Below are 15,177 nucleotides of genomic sequence, written 5' to 3'. Positions count from 1 at the left end.
CTTGCGGCCCCTTTCGCATTCAAACGTATAGCTACGTAAAGATCCCCTCGCCATCCGGCTTCCCGCTTCATTTTCCACCACTCATCACCTATCCTAAGCCCCACCTTTGGGCACAGGATGAAGATAATGAAACGGACGAAAAATATCCGTCATGCCGCTTTCCGTAAAAGCTGGCAGGCACGCCACTTAACACCGGTCGCACTGGCCGTTACCGCCGTATTTATGCTGGCAGGCTGCGAACAGAGCGATGAAACGGTATCGATGTACCAAAACGCTGATGATTGCGCGAAAGCCAATCCGGACCAGAGCGCGCAATGTAAAACCGCCTACAACAACGCGCTGAAAGAGGCCGAACGCACTGCACCAAAATATGCCTCACGCGAAGACTGCGTTGCTGAATTTGGTGAAAACCAGTGCCAGCAGGCACCTGCGCAGGCTGGTGCAGGCACAACGGCAAACAATGCAGAGGCGCAGCAGAGCGGTAGCTTCTGGATGCCACTGATGGCGGGCTACATGATGGGCCGCATGATGGGCGGCGGTGCCGGCTTTGCGCAGCAGCCGCTGTTCTCGCCGAAAACGCCAAACAGCCCGGCGAATGGACAGTTTGTTGATGCCTCCGGTAAAAATTACGGTGCGGCGACTTCCGGTCGCAGCATGAACGTACCGAAAACGGCGCTGGCGCCGAAACCGGCCACCACCTCAACCATTACCCGTGGCGGTTTTGGTGAAACCGTTGCTAAGCAAAACACCATGCAGCGCAGCAGTGCTACCAGCACTGGCAGCCGCTCGCTGGGAGGCTAAGCCGACGCATGCAACGTATTGCCATCAGCGAACGCCCCAACTGGCGCGAGAAAGCCACTGAGTTTGGCTTCCAGTTCACACCATGTACGGCGAGCGTACTGGTGTGAAGACGCATATTACCAGTTCACGCTGGCGCAAATTGAGCAGCTGGAGGATGCCACGGCCGAACTGCATCAGATGTGCCTGCAGGCGGTTGAGAAAGTGGTGAACAGTGACGCGCTGCTGACCCGTTTCTCTATTCCGAAACACACCTGGGATTTTGTGCGCGAATCCTGGAAGCTGCGCCAGCCATCACTCTACTCCCGCCTCGATCTGGCCTGGGATGGTAAAGGTGAGATCAAGCTGCTGGAAAACAACGCGGATACGCCAACCTCGCTTTATGAAGCGGCTTTTTTCCAGTGGATCTGGCTGGAAGATCAGCTCAATGCCGGCAACCTGCCGCAGGGCAGCGATCAGTTCAATAGCCTGCAAGAGAAGCTGATTGAGCGCTTTGCCACGCTGCATCAGCAGCACGGCTTTAACTGGCTGCACTTTGCCTGCTGTCGTGATACCGATGAGGATCGCGCGACAGTGCAGTACCTGCAGGATTGCGCGACCGAAGCCGGCCTGCCGAGCGAGTTTCTCTACATTGATGAGATTGGGCTGGGCGAAAAGGGCCAGTTCACCGATCAGCACGACCAGGTGATCGGTAACCTGTTTAAGCTCTATCCATGGGAGTTTATGCTGCGCGAAGTGTTCTCCACCAAGCTGGCCGATGCAGGCGTACGCTGGCTGGAGCCGGCGTGGAAAAGCATTCTCTCCAATAAAGCGCTGCTGCCGCTGCTGTGGGAGATGTTCCCGAACCACCCTAATCTGCTGGCGGCCTACTTTGCGGATGACCAAAACGCGCCGAAGCTGGATAAGTATGTGGTGAAGCCGCTGTTTTCACGCGAAGGCGCCAACATTACCATCGTGGAAAATGGTCAGGAGATCGCGCGCGCGACGGCCCGTACGGCGAAGAGGGCATGATCGTGCAGCAGTTCTATCCGCTGCCGAAATTTGGTGACAGCTATACGCTGATCGGCAGCTGGCTGATTGACGATCAACCCGCCGGTATCGGCCTGCGCGAAGATCGCGCGCTGATCACGCAGGATCTGTCACGCTTCTACCCGCACACCTTTATTGAATAACCGCCGGCGGCCCGCCACGTTGCTGGTGTGGCCGCCACGGAGTATCAGGCTACGCGTCTAGCCGATCTGCACCGATAACATACTGATCGCTCCCATCTCCATCCCTTCTACCGGAACAGTAACCGGCTCGTCGTCAATACGCGTGCCCAGAATATAGAGCAACGGCAAGTAGTGTTCCGGCGTAGGATTCGCCAGCTTTGCACTCTCATGCTGCTCATAATTCACCAGCGGATGTTGCGCGCTGCTGCCCTGAAAATGCAGGTTATCGCGTACAAACTGGTTAAAATTCTCCGCCCAGGGATAGGCATGCTCCGCACCCTGCCAGCGAATCATGCGCAGGTTATGCACGACGTTGCCGCTCGCGACAATCATTACGCCCTCATCACGCAGTGCCGCCAGCTTACGGCCCATCTCAAAGTGCCACGCTGCAGATTGGGTGCTATCAATGCTGAGCTGGATTAACGGGATATCTGCCTCAGGGTACATTTTTGCCAGCACGCCCCAGGAGCCGTGATCGAAGCCCCATTCGCTGTCCGCCTGCACTGCGATCGGTGCCAGCACCTCTATCACTTGCTGCGCCAGCGCCGGCGAACCCGGTGCAGGGTAGTGCACGTCAAACAACGCCTGTGGAAACCCGCCAAAATCATGAATAGTGCGCGGCTGGTGCATGGCCGTTACGGCGGTGCCCCGCGTGTACCAGTGCGCCGAGATCGCCAGAATGGCACGCGGGCGCGGCAGTGTTTCACCCAGCTGCTGCCATGCGCGGGTATAGCGATTATCTTCCAGTACGTTCATCGGGCTGCCGTGACCAAGAAACAGCGCAGGCATACGCGGGTGGCTCATGATTGATCCTCAGACAAATAATTGCGTGGTTGCCGCCACGATACGCGCTTTCCTGGCGGGATTAACGCTGATAAACGTGATGATCTCCATCAGGTAATTTGAACAATCCTTTCCCGACATAACTTTACGCTAAATAACTCGATATTTTATGGGGTTAACTATATTGTAACTGGGAATCATTATCATTAAGGAGATCGCCATGTCAGTTCCTCTGCTGCTAACCATTCTGGCTGGCGGTGCTACGTTTGTTGGCGCTATTTTTGGCGTGCTGGGCCAGAAGCCGTCAAACCGCGTACTGGCATTCGCGCTCGGTTTTGCCGCCGGCATTATGCTGCTGATCTCCCTGATGGAGATGCTGCCCGCAGCGTTGCATGCAGAGGGCATGTCGCCGGTGCTCGGCTACGGGATGTTTATGCTCGGCCTGCTGGGATATTTCGCCATGGACCGCCTGTTACCGCATCAGCATCCGCAGGATTTGATGGCGGTAAACCGTAAGCCAACCAATCTGAAACGCACCGCGATTTTGCTGACGCTGGGCATAAGTCTGCACAACTTCCCGGAAGGGATTGCGACGTTCGTAACGGCCAGCAGCGATATGGAGCTGGGCCTGGGGATTGCGCTTGCGGTGGCTATTCACAACATTCCGGAGGGCCTGGCGGTGGCGGGACCGATGTATGCCGCAACCGGTTCGAAAGCGAAGGCGCTGTTCTGGGCCTGCCTGTCGGGCATGGCGGAAATTTTTGGCGGCATCATCGCCTTCCTGCTGCTCGGTCCGGCGGTTTCGCCCGTGATGATCGCGGCAATTATGGCAGCGGTAGCCGGCATAATGGTGGCCCTCTCGGTGGACGAGCTGATGCCGCTGGCCCGCGAAATCGATCCGCATAACAATCCCAGCTACGGCGTGTTATGCGGCATGACGGTGATGGGTCTGAGCCTGACGCTGTTGCAAACCAGCGGCGTCGGTTAAGCGAGATATGTCTGAATCATTGGTCATTTGAAGCAGGGCTTCTGAATATGTGCTGCATTAAGGTGCACTCCAGACCGGTCTTGTTAACCCGCAAAAGCTGACTCCTTACACTCCACGCGATGTCGAATAGCCGTGGAGTGTTATGTTAATTCAAAGCGCCGTTTTGTGTCTGGCAATGAATATCTACCATGAAGCGCGCGGCGAGCCGGTGAAGGGACAAATTGCAGTAGGCACCGTGACGATGAATCGGGCCAACTGGGACGTCAAAGAGATCTGCCCTGTGGTGTACGCACCCAAACAGTTCTCCTGGACGTCTCTGCAAAAGCACCCGTATCGCTATCCGCCGCGCGAGGATCGAAGCTGGCAGCGTGCGAAAACGCTGGCACAGCGTATTGTCGGGGGAGAGTTAAAAGACGTGACGAAAGGGGCAACCTATTTTCATGCCCACAGCGTCAAGCCGGCGTGGCGCCATACCTTTGAGCGCACCGTTGTGATTGGCAATCACGTGTTTTACGCCAGCCGTTAACGTAAAAAAGGCCGGGTGCGTCCGCACCCGGCCTTTTTATACTATTCGCTGCCTTAGCTGGCCTGGCGCGTCTCACGCTGACGGCGATAAGCCACCAGATCTTCAATGGTAACAACCGGCATGTCGTGCTGCTTCGCAAATACCACTGCTTCTGGTGCGTGCGCCATGCTGCCATCATCATTGGTCAGCTCACAGAGTACGCCGGCAGGTTTGAAGCCCGCCAGCGTCACCAGATCGATGGTAGCTTCCGTATGCCCACCACGAGTCAGCACACCGCCATCGCGTGCACGCAGCGGGAACACATGGCCCGGACGGTTGAGATCACCCGGTTTTGCGCCCTCAGCAATCGCTGCGCGGATCGTCGTGATGCGGTCAGTGGCAGAAACCCCGGTAGTAACGCCGGAAGCGGCCTCGATGGTGACGGTAAAGCCGGTGCCATACGAGCTGGTGTTGTTCTCTACCATCATTGGCAAATCCAGCTGCTGGCGGCGCTCTTCAGTGATGCACAGGCAAACAATGCCGCTACCGTGACGGATGGTCAGCGCCATCTGCTCAACGGTCATGGTTTCAGCGGCGAAGATCATATCGCCTTCGTTTTCACGATTTTCATCGTCAAGCACCATCACGCCGCGACCGTTGCGCAGCGCATCAATGGCGCGTTCTACACGCTGTTCCGGCGTGCCAAATTCAGAAAGAAGCGTCTGATTCATGGTAAAAAACCTTATAAATAATATGAGTTACCAGAACCAGGGCGAGCTTAGGAGTGCGTGAAAAATACACATGGCAATAACGTGACGCGGGCGTAAAACCGGCTGATGTCGTTACCCTCTCCCATCCGGACTTTAACCGTCGGCCCCGGAATTACACCGGATCTGCTGACCTTTCGCCTTACAGCAAAAGCGCTCGCGGGCTTTCAGCCGAAGCTGATTTACCGCCGGTGGGGAATTTCGCCCCGCCCTGAGAATAAGCGAAATCACTATAACGCCAATCATCTGGTCGGGCAATCAACAAAAGCGCAAATGCTTTTGCACATCATGCGTTGCGGATTTCAGGTTTAACCTTTTCGTTTCTGGCATTACACTTACTGCTTGTAGAGTCGGAACACGCGCTGTTATCAGCCACCGTAACCAGGAAATAACCATGATCGACACGAAAAAAATTGAACAACTGGCGCGCCAGGTCCATGAAGCGATGCCAAAAGGCATTCGTGACTTTGGCGACGATGTGGAAAAGAAAATTCGTCAGGTATTGCAGGCGCAGTTAACCCGCATGGATCTGGTTAATCGTGAAGAGTTCGATGTGCAGACGCAGGTACTGCTGCGCACGCGTGAGAAGTTAGCCGCGCTGGAGCAGCGTCTGGCGAAACTGGAGAGCGAAAGCCCGGCGGCACCGGCACCGGCGGTGGTAACACCCGATCCGGCTGGCAAAATCGATACGCCGCAGTAATGCACACAGACAGCGGGAGGCGCTAAACCTCCCGCTGTACGCGATTAATGGCTGCGAATCGTTTTGATGATGTTGGTGGTTGAGATACCGTCTTCAAAGTTAAGCACGCGCACGTCACCGCCGTTCGCCCATACCTCTTTGCTGCCTGCAATATCCTCTGGCTTATAATCGCCGCCTTTAACCAGCAGATCCGGCAACACTTCAGCAATTAAGCGTTGTGGCGTGTCCTCTTCAAACAGGACTACCCAATCCACGGCCTCCAGCGCACCCAGCACAATCATGCGGTTCTCCTGAGGATTCACCGGACGCGTTTCGCCTTTCAGCCGTTTAGTGGACGCATCGCTGTTCACTGCAACGATGAGACGATCGCCGAGCTTGCGCGCATTTGCCAGATAGGAGACGTGGCCCGCATGCAGAATGTCGAACACGCCGTTGGTCATAACAACTTTCTCGCCGCGCTGACGCGCCAGCGCTACGGCTGCTTTCAGCTCGGTTTCCGTCATCACGCCAAAGCCGCTTTCCGGACGCGCATGGATCGCATTCTCCAGCTCGACGGTGCTGACGGTAGACGTGCCCAGTTTCCCTACCACCACGCCTGCCGCAGCGTTAGCCAGGAAGCAGGCCTCCTCCAGACTATCACCGGCTGCCAGCACGGCCGCCAGTACGCCTATCACCGTATCGCCCGCGCCGGTCACGTCATAAACTTCCTGCGCCTGCGTTGGCATGTGCAGCGGCGCTTTACCCGGCTGCAGAAGCGTCATGCCGTTCTCTGAACGGGTAACTAACAGCGCAGAGAGATCGTAATCCGCGATCACCTGCATTCCGCGGCTGACAATCTCCTCTTCCGTCTTACATTTGCCGACCACGGCTTCAAACTCAGACAGGTTAGGCGTCAGCAGGGTTGCGCCACGATAGCGCTCAAAATCCGTGCCTTTAGGATCAATCAGTACTGGTACCTTCGCTTCACGCGCCAGCTGGATCATGGTCTGAATGCTGTTGAGCGCGCCCTTGGCGTAATCAGACAGTACCAGTGCACCGGCTTGCCCCAGTGACTGACGCATACGATCATGAATCGGCTGAGGATCGACCTGCTCAAATCCCTCTTCGAAATCAAGGCGGATCAGCTGCTGGTTACGCGACAATACGCGCAGTTTGGTGATCGTCGGATGGCTCTTGATGGCGACGAAATCACAATTCACTTTCACCTGCTCCAGCGTCTCACTCAGTACGCGTGCTGCATCATCCTGACCGGTTAACCCAATCAGCCGTGACGCAGCGCCCAGCGCGGCAATGTTCATCGCCACGTTAGCTGCGCCGCCGGGGCGTTCTTCGATGGTATCCACTTTAACCACGGGCACCGGCGCTTCCGGTGAGATACGGCTGGTAGGGCCGTACCAGTAGCGGTCTAACATCACATCGCCGACAACCAGCACAGAGGCTTTGCCAAACGCAGGCAGAGTTACTTTCATTCCTGAGACTCCAGACTTAAGTCAAAATATTGCGCGGATAATAACATACCGCCGGTATTCTTCGCGCCGCCGCTGCGCGGGCCCTTCTCAGCCTTATGACGGTCCTGCCGCCGTAGGGGCAGCAGGGAAAGCGGGCCGGTTATTCCGCGTCTTTGGATTCATCCGCAACCAGCCAGTGCTGCCAGCTGGCGTGCACCACAGCACGCTCACGGGAGAAGGGCTCGGGCGCCACGTGGCCCGGCAGCTCCTGAAGCGCCAGGTGATGCAGCGCATCGCGCAGTGTCACATAGGCATGCGTCAGCGCCCGCGCCTCCTCTTCATCCATCATGCCGTAACGCGCCATCAGCTCAAAAATACGTACGTTATCAGACCAGCGCGTTAAAGCGGGCTGACGGGCGGCGTAAGCTAAGACAAGATACTGCGCGATGAATTCAATGTCGGTGATGCCGCCGGCATCGGTTTTGATCTCCCAGCGGCCTTTGTGTTTATTGCTGAGATGGGCACGCATTTTTTCCCGCATCTCACGCACCTCGGTTTTTAACGTGTCCGCCTCACGCGGCAGGCACAGGATAGTGCGCCGAATGTCGCTGAAGCGCTCACACAAGGCGGGTTCGCCAAACACAATGCGCGCGCGTACCAGCGCCTGATGTTCCCAGGTCCAGGCTTCGCTGCGCTGATAATCATCAAAGGCGTCAAAGGTGCTTACCAGCATGCCCGCCGCGCCAGAGGGGCGCAGGCGTGCATCCACTTCATACAGAATGCCGGAGGAGGTGCGCGTGCTGAACAGGTGCATAATGCGCTGCGCCAGACGCAGATAGAACTGGCGGCCATCGATCACGCGCTCGCCGTCGGTTTCGGCGTTATCCGGGCAGTCATGCAGGAACACCAAATCCAGATCGGAGCTGTAACCCAGCTCCCAGCCGCCCAGCTTGCCGTAACCAATGACGGCAAAACCACGCTCGCTTTCGCTGCTAAGGTGCGACGGCCGGCCATAACGCTGTACCATCATTTGCCACGCCTGCTGCACCACCGACTCTATGATGGCTTCAGCCAGCCAGGTTAAGTGATCGCTCACTTTCATCACCGGCAGCGTCTCTGCAATGTCAGCCGCGGCAATGCGCAAAAGCTGCGCCTGCTTGAACTGGCGCAGCGCTTCCAGCTGCTGCTCTTCATCGTCGGCAGGAATGCGCAGCAGATACTGGCGCAGCTCATCCCGGTAGGCATCGGTTGCGGTGGGTTGATACAGCGTAGCGGGGTCGAGCAGCTCATCCAGCAGCAGCGGATAGCGCGCCAGCTGGCTGGCAACCATCGGTGAGGCGGCGCACAGGCGAATCAGATGACGCAGCGCGCCGTGATACTCCGTCAGCAGCTCCAGATAAGTGCTGCGCGTCAGTACGCCAAGCAGCAAAGGCGTCAGACGGTTCAGTAGCACATCAGCATCGGCTCGTGGGCACACCTCACTGAGCAGGCGTGGCATCAGCTGATCCAGCGCCAGGCGACCGCGCGGGCCGATGGTCCGGCGGCCGACATCCTGCCGGAAACTATTGAGCGCGTTAAACAGCGCGTGGCGCTGTGCATCATCCAGCTGCGGCACCACCGGGATCAGATCGCTCTCTTCCAGCGTGTCCTGCCATAGCCCGGCGAAGTCAGCCAGCTGCGGCTGATCGTCCACATCTGGCGCGTCGTCCCCGATCAGCTCATCGAAAATAGTGCGCACGCCAGCCATCTGCTGCTCCAGTTGCAGCATCAGCGTATCCCAGTCGGCAACGCCCATTGCCCAGGCCAGACGCTGGCGATCCAGCGCATGCGCGGGCAGGGTCTGCGTCTGTTCGTCATTGATACTTTGCAGCAGGTTCTCCAGCCGGCGCAGAAACAGATAGGCACTGCGTAGATGCGCCACCTGATGTGGCGTCAGCAGCGCTAACTCGCCGATGGCCTGTAGCGTGGGCAGCAGCGATCGCAGCTGTAGTGAGCGCTCACGTCCACCACGAATCAGCTGAAACACCTGCACAATAAATTCGGTTTCGCGAATGCCGCCGGCGCCCAGCTTGATGTTGTCTTTCAGGCCGCGTCGGCGCACTTCACGCGCGATCATGCTTTTCATGTTGCGCAGCGACTGAATCACGCTGAAATCGATATAGCGACGGTAGACGAACGGCCGCAGCATCTGCTGCAGCTCCTGGCTCCAGCGCCCGCGATCGTCGCCCATCAGGCGTGCTTTGACCATCGCATAACGCTCCCAGTCACGCCCCTGCTCCTGGTAGTAATCCTCCAGCGCAGCAAAGCTCAGCACCAGCGGACCGCTGTCGCCAAACGGGCGCAGGCGCATATCCACGCGATAGACAAAGCCATCCACCGTTGGCTGGTCCAGCACTTTGATTAGCCGCTGGCCCATACGGGTGAAGAACTGCGCGTTATCCAGTTCGCGCCGTCCACCCTGCGTGACGCCGTTTTCCGGCCAGGCAAAAATCAGATCGATATCTGACGAGAAGTTAAGCTCACCGCCGCCCAGTTTCCCCATGCCCAAAATCAGCATCGGCTGCGCCTCACCGGCCGCATTGCACGGCGTGCCAAAGTCCCGGCAGCAATCCTGCCATACCCAGTCACGCGCGGCGGCAATCAAACTCTCCGCCAGCGTACTCAGCTGGGTCAGCGTTTGTTCAGTACCGGAGAGATTAAGCACCTGCATCCACGCAATACGCACCAGCATATGGCGGCGGAACAGGCGCAATTCGCGCATCAGGGAGGCTTCATTATCCACCGGCTGCAGCGCGTCGTGCAGCCAGCTTGCGTAGTGTTGCCACTCTTCAGGCTGCGGCGGCTGTTGCTGCAGCTGCTGCCACCACTGCGGATGCTGCTGCAGGTTATCCACGATAAAGTCACTGAAGGCCAGCGCACCCGCCTGCTGTGGCGTAATGGTGGACAACGGCAGATTGAGTCGTTCTGCCACGCTGGCTAAGTGCGCCTGCATCAGCGCCGGTAACGGTAGCAACATCTTCTCTCCCTGATTTGAGTGAACTACGGTTTAGCTTTTGCCCCGCTGCTCAGCCAGAACGGCGCATGGCGCGTGGCCAGGTTGACCAGCTGGATCAACCCACGCTCCTGCTTTTCACGGATGGCATGCTGCAGCTCCTGCCAGCCCGCCAGCCAGCTGTAAACCTCTTCAGCCGGATAAGCGCCGGCTAACAGGTGCACGGCCAGCAGCTGGCGGTTGAGACGCGTGGCCTTGTCCTGAAACTCATTGAACAGCTGCACATCGACAAAAGTCTCTTTCAGATCGGCATTAATGCGCCCCAGCATAATATCGCTGAAACGTTTGAACGATCCCTGCAGCTTGGTTTTGCTCTTATCATCCAGCCAGTTTTGCCACTGAGACTCAACCAGCCAGTGAGTAAGCGCTAACTGAGCTTCTACCGAGCACGGTGAGAAACAGACGGTCTCCGCGTCGATATCACTCTCTTCCAGCTGCTCTTCAAAACGCGTGAGTTTCTGGCGCAGCTCGCTGTTCGCTTTACGCGGCACCAGCGCACCAAACAGGGAGAAGGCCTGGCGCAGGGTCTCCAGCGCCTCAGCGATTGCCGCTTTGCCCGCAGGATTACCGCGCAGCCAAACCTCTTCATGATACTGCCAGTGGTTCAGCGCCGCGCTCAGGGCGTTAACCATGCCCTGCTCAACCGTCGCTTTCGCGGCGATTTTCTGCAAAGGCAGCGCGCGCAGTGGACGCTGGGCATCGCCCTGCGCCAGCTGATAGCCGCGTGCCGCTTTGCTCAGGCTACCGAGGCGCAGGCCGCCCATGGCGACCAACTCAGCAGCGAACTGCAGCATGTCCGCGCGCTGGCCCTTTTTCAGCTCCAGCTCAACTTCATACAGCGGCTCGCTCAGTTCGCCGGCTGCCACGGCACCGCGATCAAATGCCACTTCAATTTCGCTGTCGTTAAAGGTCACCAGCCAGGCTTCACGCACAAAGTGGGTGCTGAATAAGGGCTGTAAACGCGCCTGCAGCGCGCTGACGTCGGTACCCTGTGGCCAGATTTCAGCCGGCAGGCGGGCAATATCCAACTGGGGCTCATCGATATCGACGTTGTACTCTGGCCGCTGATGCAGGCCGCCCAGCGTTTTACCCGCCGCTTTCAGCGTCATTTCATAGCGCTGATCCACGCCGCGAATACGCAGGCCCATATCCCAGCGGCGCAGCTGGTTATCGTCGGTTTCGTAATAGATGTTGCTCAGTTCGCGCGCGGCGAAGTGCTGATGAGGCCAGGCGGCAAGCTTTTCCGCCAGTTTTTCGGCGGCTTGCGGTGTGGCAATGAACTTTAATTCAATTTCAATGGTCATAATTTTTTATTCAATACGCTGCTGGCACTTACGAGTTTAATCTGGCGAAGAGTAATGCACCGCAAGCCCGCTGTCTCTGCTTTCTTGTGCTTTTACGACCCATTTCGCACCGGATTGAGACCAGGATAGTTCTCATTCAGATTTATGCGAAGCAAATCCAGACTGTGCCGGTAAATTTACGCCCTTTAAGAAATAACGACATCGAATGAAAAAAATCACACTCGCCGCCCTCTCTTTGCTGGCTTTCAGCGCCATCACACCTGCCCACGCTGCGGATGAAAAGCGTTATATCTCCGATGAATTATCCACCTGGGTACGAAGCGGCCCGGGCGATCAATATCGCCTGGTGGGCAAGCTGAATGCCGGGGAGGAGGTCACCCTGCTGCAGACTAACAGCGATTCGCAGTATGGCCAGATCCGCGATGCCGAAGGCAAAACCAACTGGATTCCGCTTTCGCAGCTCAGCGCCAGCCCCAGCCTGCGTACCCGCGTACCACAGCTGGAGCAGCAGGTAAAAGATCTGACCGATAAGCTGGCCAATATCGACAATAGCTGGAATCAGCGCACGTCGGAGATGCAGAACAAAGTGGCCAACAGCGATGGCACCATCAACGGTCTGAAAGAAGAGAATCAGAAGCTGAAAAACGAGCTGATTGTCGCGCAGAAAAAGGTCAGTGCCGCTAACGTGCAGCTGGATGACAAGCAGCGCACCATTATCATGCAGTGGTTTATGTATGGCGGTGGCGTGCTGGGCGTTGGTCTGCTGCTGGGCCTGTTACTGCCGCACATGGTGCCGCGCCGCAAGAAAAGCGATCGCTGGATGAACTAAGCCAGCAACCTGTTTTGGGGTTATCTTTAAGGGGATCGCAAGATGCCCTTTTTGGCGTGTGCGCTTTTTAGCCGAAATATGCAACAATAACGCAACAAGCGTGCCCCGCACGCAAAAGATGATTGCCTCTGGAGTAGTTGAGTGAAGACGTTTCTGGTCGGTGGTGCAGTGCGCGATGCCTTACTGCGCTTGCCGGTAAAAGATAGAGATTGGGTGGTGGTTGGCGCGACGCCGCAGACCATGCTGGATCAAGGTTATCAACAGGTTGGTCGTGATTTCCCGGTCTTTTTGCATCCTGCCAGCAAAGAGGAGTACGCGCTGGCGCGTACTGAACGCAAGAGCGGCAACGGCTATACCGGCTTTGTCACACAGTTCGCACCGGATGTGACGCTGGAGCAGGATTTACAGCGCCGCGATCTCACCATCAACGCCATTGCTCAGGCTGATGATGGCACGCTGATCGACCCCTGGTACGGTCAGCAGGATCTGGCAAGCCGCACGCTGCGCCATGTTTCCGCCGCATTTAATGAGGATCCGCTGCGCGTGCTGCGCGTGGCGCGTTTTGCTGCGCGCTTTGCACATCTCAACTTCCGCGTAGCGGATGAGACGCAGGCGCTGATGCAACAGATGGCCCAGAGCGGTGAACTCAGCCACCTGACGGCGGAGCGCGTGTGGAAAGAGACAGAAAAAGCGCTGCTGACGCGCAATCCTCAGGTCTATTTCCAGGTGCTGCGCGATTGCGGCGCGCTGCAGGTGCTGTTCCCGGAAATTGACAATCTGTACGGCATCCCGGCCCCCATCAAATGGCATCCGGAGATCGACACCGGCGTGCACGCGCTGATGACGCTGACCATGGCCGCCGCACTCTCTGACGAGCTGGATGTGCGCTTCGCCACGCTGTTTCACGATGTGGGCAAAGCGCTCACGCCCCCGGAGAAGTGGCCAAGCCATCACGGGCACGGTTTGGCGGGCGTTCCTCTGGTGGAGGCGCTGTGCCAGCGGCTGCGCGTGCCGAATCAGGTGCGCGATCTGGCGCTGATTGTCACCGAGTTTCACGACGTGGTGCACACCATCGAACGGCAGTCAGCCGATTCGCTGGTGGCGCTGTTTGACCGCATTGACGCGTGGCGTAAGCCCGATCGCGTGGAAAAAATGGCGCTGACCAGCGAAGCCGATGCGCGTGGCCGCGCAACGCTGGAGAGCATGCCCTATCCACAGGGTGATTATCTGCGTCAGGCGTTTGCCCTTGCACAGGCGGTACCGACAAAAGCGGTGGTCGAGGCTGGATTTAAAGGGATGGAAGTGCGGGAAGAGTTAACGCGTCGCCGCATTATTGCCGTACAGAAAGGACTGATTGACGCGCGGCCAGCGTAACCGGCCGCGCCTCGCGCACTACATAAAGACGGCGTAGACCGCTGCCGCGACGATAAAGCGGTAGATGGCGAACGACACAAACGAGATGCGTTTAATCAGTTCCAGGAACACTTTGATCGCCAGTAACGCGACGATGAAAGCGGTGACGAAGCCCACGGCGAACATCGGGAAATCCTGCATGGTCAGGAATCCCATGCTCTTGTAGAGATCCAGACCGGTTGCGCCAATCATCATCGGCACCGCCAGAATGAACGAGAACTCCGAAGCCGCATAGCGGCTCACGCCCATCAGCATTCCCCCGGAGATGGTCGCTCCCGAACGCGAAAAGCCCGGCCATAGCGCCAGACACTGGAAACAACCAATCATAAATGCCTGGCGATAGGTAATATCGTCAATGCCGACCGCTTTCGGCTGCTTTGGCTTCAGGAACTCGGCGACCAGCAACAGCACACCGCCCACCACCAGCGCATACATCACGTTGATGGGGTTAAACAGGGTTTTGATCTGATCGTGTAACAGCAGACCAATGACTACCGCTGGCACCATACCCAGCAGGATGTGGATCAGCGTCAGTTTGCCAGTACCGACACCTTCGTGACGCTCCTGACCAAAGTGGATGCCGATCAAGCCAAACAGACGACGCCAGAACATCACTACCACCGCCAGGATCGACCCCAGCTGAATCACCACTTCAAAGGTTTCGGCCTTTTCGCCCTCAAACCCCAGCAGATGGCCAACAATAATCATGTGGCCTGTGGAAGAGACCGGCAGGAACTCCGTAAGCCCTTCCACAACCCCCAGGATTGCAGCTACCCATAGCTGATGAATGTCTGCCATCAAAATTTTTCCTCTATCCGTTTTAAACAGTAAAAAGGCGGTCGCACGCGGCTACCGCCTGAAATTATGCCTGCGCATGGCTGAAGGAAACCTTAACGATTTCGGCAACTTTGCATCCGTTAGCGCAACGGCCTCAAGTGAGACACACACTAATTTGGTTTGGTTTCATTGTGATGGCAATCACGCAGAATTTATTTAGGAATAGTCCCGCGCTCAATACGGACGCCAACGGATGCTGCCTGCGCCACAGCGCCCGGTTTTCCTACCCTGATGCGCACACCGGGTGTTTTGAAACGAATCATCAACAGATCGGCGATTTCTTCTGCCACACGCTCCACCAACGCGAAACGCTGCCCTTGCAGATGGGCAAGGATGGCTTCAGTGACATCGGCGTAGCTCAGGCAGTCGTTGACATCGTCGCTGGCCGCGGCACGACGGTTGTCCCACGCCATTTCGACATCGAGCACCAGCTTCTGCTGCATGCCCTGCTCCCAGTCGTAAACGCCAATAGTGGTGAACACGGTGAGTTGTTCTATAAATACGATATCCATGATGTCAGTCTCTGTTTTTGGCCTTGCCGG

At 57.3% G+C, this 15,177-nt stretch carries 13 protein-coding genes, 1 pseudogene and 1 riboswitch; of the genes and pseudogenes, 7 read left to right on the top strand and 7 right to left on the bottom strand.

What is annotated here, in order from left to right; translation table 11 throughout:
• The first annotated feature begins 126 nt into the window (after nucleotides 1–126).
• Nucleotides 127–801 (top strand): DUF1190 family protein, encoded by a 675-nt coding sequence (locus HA48_RS04100; RefSeq protein WP_128599901.1) that lies wholly within the window; start codon nucleotides 127–129, stop codon nucleotides 799–801.
• Nucleotides 802–809: 8 nt separating this feature from the next.
• A pseudogene (locus HA48_RS04095) lies at nucleotides 810–1,970 on the top strand (glutathionylspermidine synthase family protein).
• Nucleotides 1,971–2,027: 57 nt separating this feature from the next.
• Here the strand turns inward: HA48_RS04095 and ygiD are convergent.
• The gene (ygiD, locus tag HA48_RS04090; RefSeq protein ID WP_128599900.1) at nucleotides 2,028–2,813 is read right to left on the bottom strand and encodes a 4,5-DOPA-extradiol-dioxygenase; all 786 of its coding nucleotides are present in this window, start codon (nucleotides 2,811–2,813) and stop codon (nucleotides 2,028–2,030) included.
• Nucleotides 2,814–3,012: 199 nt separating this feature from the next.
• Here ygiD and zupT point away from each other — a divergent pair, with 199 nt between their 5' ends.
• Together zupT and HA48_RS04080 are read left to right on the top strand one after the other, a co-directional pair.
• Nucleotides 3,013–3,780 (top strand): zinc transporter ZupT, encoded by a 768-nt coding sequence (zupT, locus tag HA48_RS04085; RefSeq protein WP_128599899.1) that lies wholly within the window; start codon nucleotides 3,013–3,015, stop codon nucleotides 3,778–3,780.
• Between the two features lie 142 nt (nucleotides 3,781–3,922).
• Nucleotides 3,923–4,306 (top strand): cell wall hydrolase, encoded by a 384-nt coding sequence (locus HA48_RS04080; protein ID WP_128599898.1) that lies wholly within the window; start codon nucleotides 3,923–3,925, stop codon nucleotides 4,304–4,306.
• 53 nt (nucleotides 4,307–4,359) lie between these two features.
• On the opposite strand, the gene ribB is transcribed toward HA48_RS04080, so the two are convergent.
• The gene (gene ribB / locus HA48_RS04075; RefSeq protein WP_128599897.1) at nucleotides 4,360–5,016 is read right to left on the bottom strand and encodes a 3,4-dihydroxy-2-butanone-4-phosphate synthase; all 657 of its coding nucleotides are present in this window, start codon (nucleotides 5,014–5,016) and stop codon (nucleotides 4,360–4,362) included.
• Nucleotides 5,017–5,125: 109 nt separating this feature from the next.
• Nucleotides 5,126–5,275: riboswitch (FMN riboswitch) on the bottom strand.
• 171 nt (nucleotides 5,276–5,446) lie between these two features.
• On the opposite strand from ribB, the gene ubiK reads away from it, so the two are divergent.
• Complete coding sequence (ubiK, locus tag HA48_RS04070) at nucleotides 5,447–5,752, top strand: ubiquinone biosynthesis accessory factor UbiK (RefSeq protein WP_034828368.1); 306 nt, start codon at nucleotides 5,447–5,449, stop codon at nucleotides 5,750–5,752.
• A 44-nt stretch (nucleotides 5,753–5,796) separates the two neighbouring features.
• Here the strand turns inward: ubiK and hldE are convergent, their stop codons facing one another.
• The 3 genes from hldE to HA48_RS04055 form a co-directional block, all read right to left on the bottom strand.
• Complete coding sequence (gene hldE / locus HA48_RS04065) at nucleotides 5,797–7,221, bottom strand: bifunctional D-glycero-beta-D-manno-heptose-7-phosphate kinase/D-glycero-beta-D-manno-heptose 1-phosphate adenylyltransferase HldE (protein WP_128599896.1); 1,425 nt, start codon at nucleotides 7,219–7,221, stop codon at nucleotides 5,797–5,799.
• A 139-nt stretch (nucleotides 7,222–7,360) separates the two neighbouring features.
• A complete protein-coding gene (gene glnE / locus HA48_RS04060) occupies nucleotides 7,361–10,216 on the bottom strand; it encodes a bifunctional [glutamate--ammonia ligase]-adenylyl-L-tyrosine phosphorylase/[glutamate--ammonia-ligase] adenylyltransferase (protein WP_128599895.1) in 2,856 nt (951 codons plus the stop codon).
• Between the two features lie 23 nt (nucleotides 10,217–10,239).
• Nucleotides 10,240–11,556 carry a CYTH domain-containing protein gene (locus HA48_RS04055; RefSeq protein WP_128599894.1) on the bottom strand — a complete coding sequence of 439 codons (1,317 nt, stop codon included), beginning with the start codon at nucleotides 11,554–11,556 and terminating at the stop codon, nucleotides 10,240–10,242.
• A gap of 205 nt (nucleotides 11,557–11,761) precedes the next feature.
• On the opposite strand from HA48_RS04055, the gene HA48_RS04050 reads away from it, so the two are divergent.
• Together HA48_RS04050 and HA48_RS04045 are read left to right on the top strand one after the other, a co-directional pair.
• The gene (locus tag HA48_RS04050) at nucleotides 11,762–12,385 is read left to right on the top strand and encodes a TIGR04211 family SH3 domain-containing protein (RefSeq protein ID WP_128599893.1); all 624 of its coding nucleotides are present in this window, start codon (nucleotides 11,762–11,764) and stop codon (nucleotides 12,383–12,385) included.
• A gap of 141 nt (nucleotides 12,386–12,526) precedes the next feature.
• Nucleotides 12,527–13,759 carry a multifunctional CCA addition/repair protein gene (locus HA48_RS04045; RefSeq protein ID WP_128599892.1) on the top strand — a complete coding sequence of 411 codons (1,233 nt, stop codon included), beginning with the start codon at nucleotides 12,527–12,529 and terminating at the stop codon, nucleotides 13,757–13,759.
• A gap of 18 nt (nucleotides 13,760–13,777) precedes the next feature.
• On the opposite strand, the gene bacA is transcribed toward HA48_RS04045, so the two are convergent.
• Both bacA and folB read right to left on the bottom strand, forming a co-directional pair.
• A complete protein-coding gene (bacA, locus tag HA48_RS04040; protein WP_128599891.1) occupies nucleotides 13,778–14,596 on the bottom strand; it encodes an undecaprenyl-diphosphate phosphatase in 819 nt (272 codons plus the stop codon).
• Between the two features lie 191 nt (nucleotides 14,597–14,787).
• A complete protein-coding gene (gene folB / locus HA48_RS04030) occupies nucleotides 14,788–15,147 on the bottom strand; it encodes a bifunctional dihydroneopterin aldolase/7,8-dihydroneopterin epimerase (protein WP_128599889.1) in 360 nt (119 codons plus the stop codon).
• Nucleotides 15,148–15,177 lie beyond the last annotated feature (30 nt).

The sequence above is a fragment of the Pantoea wallisii genome, from assembly GCF_002095485.1.
Classification (GTDB): domain Bacteria; phylum Pseudomonadota; class Gammaproteobacteria; order Enterobacterales; family Enterobacteriaceae; genus Pantoea; species Pantoea wallisii.
The sequence above is the reverse complement of the archived record's forward strand: the minus strand, read 5'-3'. Positions and strand labels throughout refer to the sequence as shown.